The organism is Pseudonocardia sp. DSM 110487 (assembly GCF_019468565.1).
Taxonomy (GTDB): Bacteria; Actinomycetota; Actinomycetes; order Mycobacteriales; family Pseudonocardiaceae; genus Pseudonocardia.
Window position 1 is genome coordinate 560,221 of the sequence record NZ_CP080521.1, and the last position, 12,826, is coordinate 573,046.

Sequence of the window (12,826 nt, forward strand, 5' to 3'; positions counted from 1 at the left end):
CGCCCAAGGGGTCAACGGACGAGGAGATGACGATGAGCTCCACCACTTACGACTACACCCTGACCCGCGTGCTCGACGCCCCGGTCGAGAACGTGTGGGCGGCCTGGACCCAGCCCGAGCACTACGCGCGGTGGTCCGGCGCGGTGCTGCCCTCGATCTCCCTCGACGTGCGCCCCGGCGGGGCGTGGCGCGCCACGATGGCCACGCCGGACGGCTCGGAGTTCCCGCTGACCGGCACCTACGGCGAGGTCGTCGAGAACGAGCGCCTCGAAGTGATCATGGACCTCCCCGGGGGTGAGTCCACCGTCATGGCCGTGGGCCTCACCGCAGATAACGGCAAGACCCGGATCGTGCTGTCCCAGACGTGCGCCACCGCGGAGGCGCGCGACATGTCCGAGCAGGGGAGCGGGATGCTGCTCGACGGTCTGTCCGCCTACGTCCCCACGATCTCGTAGCGGACGTACCGGCTCATGTCCCGCACCGGCGGCACGAGCTGGGTCAGCCTGCTGACGATCGCGGAGCCGCGCGGTGCCGCCCCGGGCGGCACCGCTTCCAGCAGGGCGGGGGAGAGGGCGCTGACCGTGTCGGTGCACTGCAGCCTCGGGTTCGACCGCTCGAGCTCGTGCGCGTCATCGATGGCCCAGCGCATGAGCGACGGGCCGAAGCGGCGCTTCAGCATCCAGTTGCTCGTGCGGACGGCGAGCCGGTTGTGCGTGTCCAGAACGACGGCGCCGCTCGGAAAGCGATCGGTGATCCGCCGGAAGAGCGCGTGCCCCTCGGCGGGTTCCAGGTACATGACCAGCCCCTGGGCGACGACCAGAACCGGCCGATCGGTCGGAATCTGCTCCAGCCACTCCGGATCGGTCACTGACGACGCGATCGTCCGGTAGTTCTCGCGCTGCGGGAACAGCTTGCCGCGCGCCTCGATGACAGGGGGCAGGTCGACGTCGAACCAATGCACCTCGGACCCGGGATCGACGCGCCACACCCGCGTGTCGAGCCCGGCGCCGAGGACGAGCACGGTGGCCCGCTCGTGCGCCGCGAGGAACTCCGCGGTCCAGTTGTCGAAGTGCTTCGCGCGTAGCGCGACCTTGGTCCGGACGCTCCTCGGCGATGACAGCCTTGTCCTCATCCACGAGAAGTCGTAGTCGATCTTCTCGAACGCCTCGGCCGCCATCGTGTCGCCGAGGATCGTCGGTTCGATCCGCGCGTCCATGGCGATCCCGTACAGCGTGATCAACGAGGTCTCCATGGCGTCCGGAAACCGGACCTTCACCTGCGACACGTCGCCGGATACCCCGTCGAGCCGTCGCTCAGACCATCGGTTCTACGCGCATGTTGGGTCCCGGGTCGTGCACGCGGTGCGGCCCGGTCGGGGCGTCCTCGTGGCGGGCGTGGGTGTAGAAGCCGAGCTCGTGCCCGTCCGGGTCGTGCAGCATCGGCAGGATCCAGCCCTCGCTGGCGCGGTGCACCCCACCGTGCCGCAACCCGAGCTCGTCGAGGCGAGCGGCGAGCGAGGTGAGGCGGGGGTAGTCCGGCACTCCGATGCCGAAGTAGCCGAAGCCGGCGGCGGCCTCGGCGCGGGCGGGGTCGAGGCGCAAGGCCAGCGGTGGGCCGCCGTCGGGTTGCTCCATCGCCAGCCCGGCGAGCTCGCCCTGCTCCACGAACTCGATGACGACGCGGTAGCCGAGCACCTCCCCGTACCAGTCTGCCGATCGCTGCAGGTCGCGCACCGGGAGTTTCAGGTGATGGATGCCGGCGAGGGTCGGAACGGTCATGACAGGAAGCTCGCTCAACGGACTGGCCGCGCTACGGGCGTGATGCCGGCCTACCTCAGGGGTCCTCGTGCCAGGCCTGATCCCGCAGCATCGGCGGGTGCAGGGCGGTGGCCGGGCCGCGGCGGAACAGCTGCCCCGGCCGCCCGCGTCCGGAGCTGACCTTCGTGCCGGTCGGCACCAGGAAGCCGGGCGTCGAGGTGACCTTGCGGGAGAAGTTGCGTGGGTCGGGAGTGGTGCCCCACACCGCCTCGTACACGCGCCGCAGCTGGGAGATCGTGAATTCAGCCGGGCAGAACGCCGCGGCGAGGGTCGTGTACTCGAGCTTCGCGCGCGCCCGCTCGACGCCGTCGGCGAGGATCTGCTTGTGGTCGAAGGCGAGCGTGCCCGCCTCGTCCACCGGCGCCCAGATGCCTTCGCCGGGTGGCTCGGGGAGGTCGGGCACGAGCGCGAGGTGCCCCACCGTGAGCACCCGGCCGCGCGGGTCCCGGTCCGGGGCGGCGTAGCTCGCGAGCTGTTCCAGGTGGTGGCCGTCGATCGCCAGCCCGATCTCCACGAGCTCCCGGCCTGCGGCGTCGAGGAGATCCTCGCGTCCGCGCACGAAACCGCCGGGGAGGGCGCGCTCGCCTGCGAACGGCTGGGCCGCCCGCTCGCGCAGCAGCACACACAGGACACCGTCCCGCACGGTGAGCACGACCAGGTCCACCGCAACGGCGAACAGGTTGCCGCGCATCGTCCTCCCGACTTATCGTCGGGCTGACGCTACCGGATGTCGATCATCCTCCCGCGCTGCGGGTCCCATATCTCGTCGGAATCAGGAACGCACCTCCTCCACGCGCACCGGGCGGTGCTGCTGCAGGGAGAGCGTGGCGGCCTCTGCGATGAACGCCACCTCCAGTGCGTCCTGCACGGTGCACGGGCTCGATCGGGCGCCCGCGACGACCTCGGTGAACACCGCGAGCTCGGCCCGGAACGCCGCCGCGAGCCGGTCCATGAAGAACGAGTGCGGCGGGCCGGCGGGGAAGGTGACGCCGGGTTCCAGTGAGCGCAGCGGCAGCCCGTCGTCCAGGCCCGCCGCCGCACTGTCCGCGGTCCCGTGCAGTTCCAGCCGCACGTCGTAGCCGCGTGGGTTGCCCCGGCTGTTGGAGACGACGCCGAGCGTGCCGTCGTCGAGCGTGAGGATCGCGGCCGCGGTGTGCACGTCGCCGATCTCGGAGAACAGCGGGTCGCCCCGGTCGGAGCCGGTGGCGTAGACCTCGACGACCTCCCGGCCGGTCACCCAGCGCACGGCGTCGAAGTCGTGCACCGCGCAGTCCCGGAAGATCCCGCCCGAGCCGGCGAGGTACGTGGCGGGTGGCGGGGCCGGGTCGAGCGTGGTGGAGCGGACGGTGTGCAGTCCGCCGAGCTCCCCGCTCTCCACCGCCGCGCGGGCGGCGAGGAACGCCGGGTCGAACCGGCGCGGGTACCCGATCTGCACGGGCACGCCGGACTCCTGCACCCGCCGCGCCACCCACACGGCGTCGTCGACGGCGCGGGCGAGCGGCTTCTCGCAGAACACCGGCAGCCCGGCCTCGACCGCGGCGAGCACCAGCTCGGGATGCGTGTCGGTCGCAGCCGCCACCAGCACACCGTCGATGCCCGCGGCGAGCAGTTCGGCCACCGAGTCGGCAGGCTCGGCGCCGACCCGCCCGGCCACCTCCTTCGTCACCGCGGGCACGGCGTCGGTGACGACCAGCGAGTCGACGGCCGGCAAGCCGGCGAGGGTCTGCGCGTGGAACGCGCCGATCCGGCCGAGCCCGATCAATCCGAGTCGCGTGCCTGCCATTAGTCGAGCCCTCCGAACACGTTCTGGTCCCAGTCGATCACCGAGCCGGTGACGACGCCGCTGCGGTCCGACAGCAGGAACACGACGAAGTCGGCGATCTCGTCGACCTGCCCGAGCTTGCCCATCGGCAGCCGCCGCGCCGCGTCCTCGAGCCAGCCGTCGTCGGCGTCGTGGAACCGGCGCTGGGTGGCGTCCTCGCCCTCGGTGTCGGTCCAGCCGATGTCGAGGCCGTTGATCCGGATCCGGTCGAAGCGGTGGGCGTGGGCGGCGTTGCGGGTGACCCCGGCGAGCCCCGCCTTCGCCGCGACGTACGGCGCCAGGTACGGCTGCCCGCCCAGCTCCGACGAGGAGATGACGTTGACGATCGTGCCGGGGGCGCCGCGGCGCAGCATGTCCCGCACGGCGGCCTGCATGAGGAAGAACGGCGCCCGCAGGTTGATCGCGATGTGCTCGTCGAACAGTCCGGGGGTGGTGTCGACCAGCGTGCCCCTCGACGTGAGCCCGGCCGCGTTGACCAGCGAGTCGATCCGGCCGAACGCCTCGATCACGGCCGCCACCGAGTCCTGCGCCTGGCCCACGTCCGCGACGTCGGCCGGCACGTATAGCGCGTCGGTGCCGGTCTCGCGCAGCGCGGCGACGAGCTTCTCTCCCGGCTCGGGGCGCCGGCCGCTGACGGCGACGGTGGCGCCCTCACGTGCGGCGGCCCGCGCCACGCCTGCGCCGACACCCTGCGTGCCGCCGCTGACCAGCACCACCCGGTCGGTCAGGAGGCCCATCACGCCGTCCCGCGGCGATCGGTGTGATCGGTGAGCGCGGCCTCGAACGCCTCGGGCGCCCAGCCCTCGGCCAGTGCGCGCCGGACGAGGTCGGCCTGGCTGGGCGGGGCGAGGCCGTCGACCGGTGGGTCGCGGTCCAGGTTGGTGGGGAACGGGTAGCCCTCCGCCGCGGCGGTGACGGCGTGTTCGGGCCCCGGGTGTTTGCGCAGCGCGGGATAGACGGCGCGGCAGATCCGATCGCGGTCGACGCTCTCCATGGCGCGCCCGAACGCCGAGGAGATCTGCAGTAGGTTCGCCATCCGCCGCACGTCCGTCGAGCGGTTCGTGCCCGCGCCGTGGATCACGGCCGGGTTGAAGAACACGGCGTCCCCCGTCTGCAGCGGGAGCTGGACGTGGTGGCGCTCGAAGTGCTCGCGGAACTCGGGGCGGCCGGTGGCGAGGTAGCCGGGCCCGTACTTCTGGGAGTGCGGCAGGTACATCGTCGGGCCGCTCTCCACCGGCATGTCGGTGTGGGCAACCGCGCCCTGCAGCGTGAGCACGGGGGAGAGCACGTGCACGTGCGGCGGGAACTGCTCGATGCGCGCGGGCGGCAGGAACCCGAGGTGGTAGTCGCGGTGCCCGACTTGGGCCGCTCCGCCGGGGTTGACGACGTTGACCTGCGACGTCACCTGGTAGCCGGGGCCTAGCCACGCCGTGGAGGCGAGCGCGACGATCGGATTGGCGTAGTAGTCGACGAACGCCTCGGGCGCGTGCACGGCGAGCTTCTCCAGCGCGTTCCACACGCGGTCGTTCGCCCCCGGCTTCGCGAAGTGGTCCCCGGCCGCGACTCCGCTCGCGCGTTGCGCGGCGATCATCTCCTCGAACGCCACGGTGGCGCGGTCGACCACGGCCTGGTCCGGGTACGCGCCGCGCACCACGACGATGCCGGGGCCGTGGGAGAAGGCACGCACGAGCTCCGCCCGCGCCTGTTCGGATGGCCCCTCCAGCAGCCGCGCGGCGTCGTAGCAGAGGACCTCGTCGATGACCTCGGTGGCGAGCGGGAAGTCGTGGGGATCGGTGCGGTCGGCGAGCACCTCGAGCAGGTCCTCGAGTCGGCAGGTTGCCTCGGACCAGCGGGTGTCGGGGGCGTGCGTCGTTGCCATGTCAGCTCCCGTTTTGAAGCGCTCCTGTTCTTGAAGCGCTCTGGTTTTAAAGCGCTTTAGACCTGCGTTAGGCTCCTCTCGGCATCGAGGGCTGTCAAGGGGGTGGACGTGCACCGCAGGCCCCGGCTCGAGGACGTCGCCGCCGAGGCGGGCGTCTCCACGGCCTCGGTCTCGCTCGTCCTGCGCGACGTGCCCGGCCCGAGCGCCCGCACCCGTGAGCGGGTCATGGCGGCGGCCGAGCGCCTCGGCTACCGGGCCGACCGCACGGCCAGCCTGCTCGCGCGCCGCCGCACCCGGCTCCTGGGTGTCCCGGTGCTCCTGCGCGACGCCTTCCGCACGGAGATGGCGGAGGAGGTGCAGGTCGCGGCCGATGCGCGCGGGTACGCCGTGGCGCTGAGCGCGATCACCCCGGTCGCCGACGAGCCCCGCGTCGTGGAGACGCTGCTCGACATGCGCTGCGAGGCGGTGCTGTTGCTTGCCCCCGAGCTACCTCCCGCCGACCTGGCGGCGCTCGGCGCGCGGGCGCCCGTCGTCGTCGTCGCCCGGCACGTCGCCCCCGACGGGTTCGACGTCGTGCGGGTGGCCGACGAGGCGGGGATCGGCGAGTCCGTCGACCACCTCATCGGACTGGGCCACCGCCGGATCGTGCACGTCGACGGCGGCGAGGCGGCGATGGCGGCGGATCGGCGGGTGGGCTTCCGCGCCGCCCTGCACCGCCACGGCCTCGAGGGCGGCGTGCTACCCGGCGGCTACGAGGAGGCGGCGGGTGCGGCCGCGGCCCGCACGCTACTGGCCGACGCCGCGCTGCCGACCGCGATCGTCGCGGCCAACGACCGCTGCGCGCTCGGCCTCCTCGACGTGTTCCTGCGCGCGGGCGTGCGCGTGCCCCAGGACGTGTCGGTGATCGGCTACGACGACGGCGAGCTCGCCCGCCTCTCCCACATCGACCTCACCACCGTGAGCCAGGAGGCTGGCGAGCAGGCACGCCAGGCGGTCGCTGCCGCACTGGAACGCCTTGACGGGAGCCGTACGGAGCCGGTGGAGGTGGTCCTGAAGCCCCACTTGGTGGTCCGGGGCACCACGGCCCCACCTCGCCCCTGATCCGACGAACGGCGCGTTCGTCGGAATCGGCTACGCGTCGGGGCCCTCGAGCTTGTCCGACGGCCGCGCCTGGCGCCGCCGCTGCTCGCGCATGTGCTCGGCGATCGCCGCCTCGACGGCGGCGTGCACCGCGGCGGGCGAAACGTTCGGATCGACCCGGCGGGCGGCCGCCAACGATCGCGAGGACACGGAAATATTGATCATGGTGCGTCGCCCCCCTCGGAGTTCTCGATGCGCCTCGTCGCCATCTGCTCTGCGGACTATCGTCCCAGCGGCCTGGATCGTGTCGCTTCCGGGTGAGTCCTGCGTCACTCCGTCGGGGATTCGAGTAGCGCGCGCAACGCCGCCACGCTCGCGCGGACGTCGGTGAGCGGGCCCTCGCCGCTGGGTTCCTCGGTCAGGATCGTGTCCTGCTCGAGCACGTACCAGCCCGGGTACCCCTCGGCCCGCAGGTGACTCACGATCGCGGTGAAGTCGACGTCGCCGCACCCGACCGGGCGATAGATGCCCTCGCGCACGGCCTCGGTGTAGGTCCGCCGCCCCGACTGCACCTGCCGCGCGAGGCCGAGGTCGACGTCCTTGACGTGCGTGTGCGCGATCCGGTGCGGCGCCTGGCGGGTGAGCTCGGCGGGGTCGGTGCCGCCGATGAGCAGGTGCCCGGTGTCGAGGCAGAGCGCGATAGACGAGCCGTCGAGCACGCGTTGCACGTCGGTGCCGTTCTCGACCATCGTGCCGACGTGCGGGTGCAGCACGGCCTTGACGCCGTGCGCCGCGGCCAGCGCGTCGAGCCGGTCGAGGTTCCCGAGCAGGGTGCGCCACCCCTCGGCGTCGAGGTCGGGGCGCTCGTCGTACCCGTCGAGACCCGTGACGGCCGACAGCACGAGCACATCGGAGCCCGTCGCGGCGTACGTCTGCAGCAGCTTCTCGACATCCGGCACCGGGTCCTGCCCTGTGACGTGCAGCAGCAGCGGGGTGAACCCGCCGATGGGCCGCAGGTCGTGGCCGGCGAGCACGTCGGCCATCGCGCTCGCGTCGGCAGGGAGGAACCCGTCCGGGCCTAGCTCGGTGGCGACGAGCCCGACGTCGTGCATCTCGGCGAGCACCCGCGACGGCGGCAGCTGGTAGCCCCAGCCGGGCACCTCGCAGACACCCCACGAGATGGGTGCTCCGGCGATCCGGTCGGTGGTCATGCGCTGTCTCCCTGCTTGACGGCGACCGGCCGTCCGGTGCGCCACGACTCGTCGGCGGCCACGGCCAGGTCGAACGCGGCGAGCGCGTCCTGGCCGGTGACGCGGGGTGGGATGCCGGTGCGCACGCAATCGGCGAACGCGTCCAGCTCGGCGGCGTAGGCGTACGGGTAGCGCTCCTCGAAGTCGCGCACGAGGTCGCGCGCCGCCATGCCGGGCGTGCGCCACTCCAGCCCTCGCCGGTGCGGGTTGTCGATGCGTGCCGTGGCGAGGGTGCCCATCACCTCGGTCGAGCACTCGTAGCCGTAGCGCGCGCCCCGGCTGTTGTCGATCACCCCGAGCGCGCCGTTCGCGAAGCGCAGCACGACCACGGCGGTGTCGATGTCGCCCAGCTCCGCGAACGCCGGGTCGGACGCGGTTCCGTGCGCGCTGACCTCGACGACCTCGCCCACGAGCCAGCGCGCGACGTCCAGGTCGTGCACGGTGACGTCCACGAAGAACCCGCCCGAGCCGGCGAGGTACGCCGGGTCCGGCGGGTTCATGTCCCGTAGCGACGTGCGGAACAGGGTGACGTCGCCCAGCTCACCCGCGGCGATCCGCTCCGCGGCTGCCACCCAGTCCGGGTCGAACCGCCGATGGAAGCCCACCTGGAACGGCACGCCCGCGGTCTCGACGGCCTCGATCGTCGCGACCGTGGTGGCGCGGTCGAGCGAGACCGGCTTCTCGCAGAACACCGGCAGCCCTGCCCGCGCCGCGGCCACCGACAGCTCGGCGTGGGTGCCGGTGGGGGTGGCGATCGCCACCGCCTCCGCGCGCTCGAGCAGCTCTTCGAAGCTCGCCGCCACCGGCACATCCAGCTGCGCGGCGAGGGCAGCCGCGCGCTCGCCGTCGGCGTCGTAGACGCAGGCCAGCCCGGCCCGCGCGCAGCGGGAGACGAGGTCGATGGCGTGGATGCGCCCCATCCGCCCGACGCCGGCGAGTCCGATGCCGAGTTTCTTCACGCCGGCACCTCCTCCGGGGCGCCCGCCTTGGCATACAGGTCGGGCCGCTCCCGCAGGACGATCTCCTCGCGCCGCCCGCTGCGCAGCGCCGCAAGCCCGGTCTCGCACGCGACAGTGGCCGCGTAGCCGTCCCACGAGCTCGGACCGGTGGTGCCGCCCCCGAGCACGGCGTCGACCCAGGCCTGCAGCTCGAGGTCGAACGCCCCGACGAAGCGCTCCTTCCAGGTCTCCGGCACTCGCCCGGAGTACCGCCCCGCCCGCTTGACGATCGCGCCCGCGCTCTCCGACAGCTCCACGGTGCCGTCCTCGCAGACCACCTCGCCGCGGATGTCGTAGCCGAAGCCCGCGTTCACCATCGCCTCGACGTCCACGATCACGCCGCTGCGCATCTCCAGCAGCACGAGCAGCGGGTCGTTGAACCCCGCCTTCGCCTTGCGGCTGATCCGCCCCTTCAGCACGGTGACGGCCGCGATCTCGTCGTCGAACATCCAGCGGGCCACGTCGATGTCGTGGACCGTGGAGTCGTTGATCGTCATGTCGCTGGTGAAGAAGTCCGGCACGGAGGGGTTGCGGTGCGCCGCGTGCATGAGCAGCGGCGCCCCGATCTCCCCGCTGGTGACCACGGCCTTCATCGCCCGGTACTGCGGGTCGAACCGGCGCATGAACCCGACCTGCACCAGCCGCTCGCCCGTCGCGACCTCGGCGTCGACGATCCGCTCGCATGCCTCGCGGGTGGTGGCGAGGGGCTTCTCGCAGAACACCTGCTTGCCCGCGGCGATCGCGGCGAGCACGTACTCCTCGTGCGTCGGTCCCCACGACGTGACGACGACGGCGTCGACGCCCGGGTCGTCGATCAGGGCCTGGCCGGTGGCGTGCACGACCGCCCCGGGGACGCCGCCGGCGACCCCACGGGCGCGGTCGAGGTCCACGTCGGTCACCGCGGCGACCCGGGCGCCGGACAGCACCGAGCTGATCCGCCGGATGTGGTCCTGGCCGATCATGCCGGTGCCGATGACGCCGACGTCGAGTGTCACTCGCGTACTCCTCTATCGCTTGAGTTCGTGGGAGAGCTCTGCAAGCTCCTGACCGCCCGCCATCTCGGCGGTGAGCTCTTCGAGGGAGACCTCGGAGCGCTTCCTGTCCAGCACCCGGCGGCCGAGCTTCAGGATGATGAAGTGGTCGCCCACCAGGTACGCGTGGTGCGGGTTGTGGGTGATGAACACGACGCCGAGGCCGGCGTCGCGGGCGGCGGCGGTGTACTTGAGCACCACCCCGGACTGTTTGACGCCCAGTGCCGCCGTCGGCTCGTCGAGGATGAGCACCCGCGCGCCGAAGTACACCGCCCGTGCGATGGCGACGCACTGGCGCTGGCCGCCGGAGAGCGTGCCGATCGGCTGGTTGATGTCCTTGACGACGATGCCCATCTTGCGCAGCTCGGCGTCGGCGATCTCCCGCATGCCCTTGATGTCCAGCGGGGCGAGCGGGTAGTTGCCCTTGCGGATCTCGGAGCCGAGGAAGAAGTTGCGCCACACCTCCATCAGCCCGACGACAGCGAGGTCCTGGTAGACGGTGGCGATGCCGTGGTCGAGGGACTCGCGCGGCGAGCCGAAGTGCACCTCCTGCCCGTCCACCTTGAGCGTTCCCTCGGTGTGCGGATGCAGGCCGGAGATGATCTTGATGAGGGTGGACTTCCCGGCGCCGTTGTCACCGAGGACGCAGGTGACCTCGCCGGCGTTGACGGTGAGGTTGATGCCCTCCAGGGCCCGGATGGCGCCGTAGGCCTTGCCGACGCCCTCCATCTCGACGAGCGGGGTGCCGATCCGCAGGGTCCGGTCGGCGTGCTCCACGATCGTGTCGGTCATGGCCCTCAGCTCCTGCGGTTGAGCGCGTAGTTCTTGACGTAGAGGTTGAGCATGACCGCGAGCAAGAGCATCGCGCCGAGGAAGAACTTGAACCAGTTCGGGTCCCAGCCGGCGAACACGATGCCTTGGGTGGTCATGCCGAAGATGAAGGCGCCGACCGCGGCGCCGATCGCCGAGCCGTACCCGCCGGTGAGCAGGCAGCCGCCGACGACCGCGGCGATGATGTAGAGGAACTCGTTGCCGACCCCCTGCCCGGACTGCACGGTGTTGAAGGCGAACAGGATGTGCATCCCGTAGAACCAGCACATGAAGGCCACGCCCATGAACAGGCCGATCTTCACCTTGTCCACGGGCACACCGACCGCGCGGGCACTGGCCGCGTTCCCCCCGACGGCGAAGATCCAGTTGCCGAGGCGGGTGCGCAGCAGGATCCAGGTCGCCAGCGCCACGAAGAAGATCCACCAGAGCACCGTGACGCGGATGGTCACGCCACCCACGGCGAACTCCGAGGCGAAGACGGCGCGTGCCGAGGCGAACCCGTCCATGTCCGCGACGTTCTGGGTGGCCACCGTGCCGGTCACCAGCTTCGTGACGCCGAGGTTGATGCCACCCAGCATGAAGAACGAACCCAGGGTGATCAGGAAGCTGGGGATGCCGGTCTTCACGACCAGGTAGCCGTTGAAGAACCCGACCGCCAGCATCACGATCAGGCTGACGAACACCCCGACCCACAGGTTCAGGCTGAGCTGGTAGCTGATCATCGACGCCGTCAGCGCGCCGGTCACCACAGACACGCCCGCCGACAGGTCGAACTCGCCGCCGATCATCAGCAGGGCCACCCCGACGGCGACGATGCCGATCGACGAGCTCGCGTAGAGCACCGTCGACAGCGCCGGCAGGCTGCGGAACGGCTCGGCGAGCGCGGAGAAGAAGATGAAGATCGCGATCGCCGCCGCGAACGACCCGACCTCCGGGCGGGTGAGCAGGGTGGACAGCAGCGGCTTCTTGGGACGCGCCGCCTCGGTGGGCGGTGTCGGTGGGGGCTGGGTCGCCACGGGTGAGCTCATGGCTCGCTCCAGGGTTGGGACGGACCGGGGGGAGCCGGGCCACCGGCTCCCCCCGGAGAAGGAACTAGCGCTTGTTGTTCTGTGCGTAGCCGACGATCTGCTCGACGTTGGTGGAGTCGACGAATGACGGGCCGGTGAGCACCGGGCCACCGCCGCCCAGGTCGTTGCCGTTGGTCAGGTTCAGCCACAACGACGCCACGGCCATGTAGCCCTGCACGTAGGGCTGCTGGTCGACGGCGAACATGATCCGGCCCTCCTGGATCGACTTCGCCGCGTCGACGTTCAGGTCGAACGTCGCCACCTTCGCCTGGCTACCGGCGTCGGTGACGGACTCGAGCGCGGTGAGGGCGAACGGGGCACCGAGCGCGATGATGTGCGTGATCGACGGGTCCTCCTGCAGCTTCGCGCCGATCGTCGAGCGCACCGACGGCAGGTCCGTGCCCTGCACGTACAGGTTCTCCGTGTTGGGGAAGCTCGCCGCCACACCTGCGCAGCGGGCCTCGAGCGCGACGTGGCCCTGCTCCTGGACCACGCAGATCACCTTCTGGGCGCCGTCCTGGGCGAGGCGCTGCCCGGCGGCTTGGCCGGCGACGCTCTCGTCCGACCCGAAGTACATCTTCGCGCCGAACCGCTGGTAGTCGTCCTTCCCGGCGTTGAACGCCACGACCGGGATGCCGCGGTCGGCCGCCGCCTTCGCCGCGGGACCGACCTGCTCCACCTGGGCGAGCGTGACGGCGAGGCCGTCGACCTGGCTGTCGATCGCGTTCTGCACCAGCGTCGCCTGCTCGGGCGCCTGGGCGCCGTTCGAGTACTTCAGGTCGACGTTGTGTGCGCGTGCCGCGTCCTCCGCGCCGGCCCGGATACGGTCCCAGAACGTGTCGCCGGGCTGCTCGTGCGTGACCATCGCGATCGTGAACTGCTCGCCGCCGACGTTGCCGCCGGCGGGGCCACCCCCGCCGCCCTGTTCCTGCTGGGCCCCGCCCTGGCTGCTGCACGCCGCCAGCGCGATGCCGAGCGCCGCGGCCACCGCCAACGCACGCATCGTCTTCCTGGTACTCATCTTTGAGCTTCCTTCCAGTGCACAGCCGGC

General features: G+C 71.6%; 15 protein-coding genes. 2 read left to right on the top strand and 13 right to left on the bottom strand.

Annotation, left to right across the window (positions count from 1 at the left end; all coding sequences use genetic code 11):
* Positions 1-32: 32 nt before the first annotated feature.
* The gene (locus K1T35_RS02410) at positions 33-455 is read left to right on the top strand and encodes an SRPBCC domain-containing protein (protein WP_220258560.1); all 423 of its coding nucleotides are present in this window, start codon (positions 33-35) and stop codon (positions 453-455) included.
* On the opposite strand, the gene K1T35_RS02415 is transcribed toward K1T35_RS02410, so the two are convergent.
* The 6 genes from K1T35_RS02415 to K1T35_RS02440 form a co-directional block, all read right to left on the bottom strand.
* The gene (locus tag K1T35_RS02415; RefSeq protein ID WP_220258561.1) at positions 434-1,276 is read right to left on the bottom strand and encodes a class I SAM-dependent methyltransferase; all 843 of its coding nucleotides are present in this window, start codon (positions 1,274-1,276) and stop codon (positions 434-436) included. The genes K1T35_RS02410 and K1T35_RS02415 overlap by 22 nt on opposite strands.
* 37 nt (positions 1,277-1,313) lie before the next feature.
* A complete protein-coding gene (locus K1T35_RS02420; RefSeq protein WP_220258562.1) occupies positions 1,314-1,778 on the bottom strand; it encodes a VOC family protein in 465 nt (154 codons plus the stop codon).
* Positions 1,779-1,833: 55 nt separating this feature from the next.
* Positions 1,834-2,508 (bottom strand): NUDIX domain-containing protein, encoded by a 675-nt coding sequence (locus K1T35_RS02425; protein WP_220258563.1) that lies wholly within the window; start codon positions 2,506-2,508, stop codon positions 1,834-1,836.
* Between the two features lie 81 nt (positions 2,509-2,589).
* Positions 2,590-3,600, bottom strand: coding sequence for a Gfo/Idh/MocA family oxidoreductase (locus tag K1T35_RS02430; protein ID WP_220258564.1), 1,011 nt, complete (start codon positions 3,598-3,600; stop codon positions 2,590-2,592).
* Complete coding sequence (locus K1T35_RS02435; protein WP_220258565.1) at positions 3,600-4,376, bottom strand: SDR family oxidoreductase; 777 nt, start codon at positions 4,374-4,376, stop codon at positions 3,600-3,602. The genes K1T35_RS02430 and K1T35_RS02435 overlap by 1 nt, the downstream gene beginning before the upstream one ends.
* On the bottom strand, positions 4,376-5,518 hold the full coding sequence (locus tag K1T35_RS02440; protein ID WP_220258566.1) for a phytanoyl-CoA dioxygenase family protein: 1,143 nt from the start codon (positions 5,516-5,518) through the stop codon (positions 4,376-4,378). The genes K1T35_RS02435 and K1T35_RS02440 overlap by 1 nt, the downstream gene beginning before the upstream one ends.
* Positions 5,519-5,626: 108 nt before the next feature.
* On the opposite strand from K1T35_RS02440, the gene K1T35_RS02445 reads away from it, so the two are divergent.
* Positions 5,627-6,619: a LacI family DNA-binding transcriptional regulator gene (locus K1T35_RS02445; protein WP_220258567.1), complete on the top strand. Its 993-nt coding sequence runs from the start codon at positions 5,627-5,629 to the stop codon at positions 6,617-6,619.
* A gap of 30 nt (positions 6,620-6,649) precedes the next feature.
* Here K1T35_RS02445 and K1T35_RS02450 read toward each other — a convergent pair whose 3' ends face one another.
* The 7 genes from K1T35_RS02450 to K1T35_RS02480 form a co-directional block, all read right to left on the bottom strand.
* Positions 6,650-6,808 (bottom strand): hypothetical protein, encoded by a 159-nt coding sequence (locus tag K1T35_RS02450; protein WP_220258568.1) that lies wholly within the window; start codon positions 6,806-6,808, stop codon positions 6,650-6,652.
* Positions 6,809-6,927: 119 nt separating this feature from the next.
* Complete coding sequence (locus tag K1T35_RS02455; protein ID WP_220258569.1) at positions 6,928-7,809, bottom strand: sugar phosphate isomerase/epimerase; 882 nt, start codon at positions 7,807-7,809, stop codon at positions 6,928-6,930.
* Entirely contained in the window at positions 7,806-8,807 is a 1,002-nt protein-coding gene (locus K1T35_RS02460) for a Gfo/Idh/MocA family oxidoreductase (protein ID WP_255621505.1), read from the bottom strand. The genes K1T35_RS02455 and K1T35_RS02460 overlap by 4 nt, the downstream gene beginning before the upstream one ends.
* A complete protein-coding gene (locus K1T35_RS02465) occupies positions 8,804-9,841 on the bottom strand; it encodes a Gfo/Idh/MocA family oxidoreductase (RefSeq protein WP_220258570.1) in 1,038 nt (345 codons plus the stop codon). Before K1T35_RS02465 ends, K1T35_RS02460 begins: the two co-directional genes overlap by 4 nt.
* Positions 9,842-9,853: 12 nt before the next feature.
* A complete protein-coding gene (locus K1T35_RS02470; RefSeq protein ID WP_220258571.1) occupies positions 9,854-10,669 on the bottom strand; it encodes an ATP-binding cassette domain-containing protein in 816 nt (271 codons plus the stop codon).
* Positions 10,670-10,674: 5 nt separating this feature from the next.
* On the bottom strand, positions 10,675-11,736 hold the full coding sequence (locus K1T35_RS02475) for an ABC transporter permease (protein WP_220258572.1): 1,062 nt from the start codon (positions 11,734-11,736) through the stop codon (positions 10,675-10,677).
* A 64-nt stretch (positions 11,737-11,800) separates the two neighbouring features.
* A complete protein-coding gene (locus tag K1T35_RS02480) occupies positions 11,801-12,796 on the bottom strand; it encodes a substrate-binding domain-containing protein (protein WP_255621507.1) in 996 nt (331 codons plus the stop codon).
* Positions 12,797-12,826 lie beyond the last annotated feature (30 nt).

Excerpts from the sequence above, each read along its gene's own strand:
- K1T35_RS02410 (WP_220258560.1), top strand. The coding sequence starts at position 33 with ATGAGCTCCACCACTTACGACTACACCCTGACCCGCGTGCTCGACGCC.
- K1T35_RS02420 (WP_220258562.1), bottom strand. The coding sequence starts at position 1,778 with ATGACCGTTCCGACCCTCGCCGGCATCCATCACCTGAAACTCCCGGTG.
- K1T35_RS02425 (WP_220258563.1), bottom strand. The coding sequence starts at position 2,508 with ATGCGCGGCAACCTGTTCGCCGTTGCGGTGGACCTGGTCGTGCTCACC.
- K1T35_RS02430 (WP_220258564.1), bottom strand. The coding sequence starts at position 3,600 with ATGGCAGGCACGCGACTCGGATTGATCGGGCTCGGCCGGATCGGCGCG.
- K1T35_RS02435 (WP_220258565.1), bottom strand. The coding sequence starts at position 4,376 with ATGGGCCTCCTGACCGACCGGGTGGTGCTGGTCAGCGGCGGCACGCAG.
- K1T35_RS02440 (WP_220258566.1), bottom strand. The coding sequence starts at position 5,518 with ATGGCAACGACGCACGCCCCCGACACCCGCTGGTCCGAGGCAACCTGC.
- K1T35_RS02455 (WP_220258569.1), bottom strand. The coding sequence starts at position 7,809 with ATGACCACCGACCGGATCGCCGGAGCACCCATCTCGTGGGGTGTCTGC.
- K1T35_RS02470 (WP_220258571.1), bottom strand. The coding sequence starts at position 10,669 with ATGACCGACACGATCGTGGAGCACGCCGACCGGACCCTGCGGATCGGC.
- K1T35_RS02475 (WP_220258572.1), bottom strand. The coding sequence starts at position 11,736 with ATGAGCTCACCCGTGGCGACCCAGCCCCCACCGACACCGCCCACCGAG.
- K1T35_RS02480 (WP_255621507.1), bottom strand. The coding sequence starts at position 12,796 with ATGAGTACCAGGAAGACGATGCGTGCGTTGGCGGTGGCCGCGGCGCTC.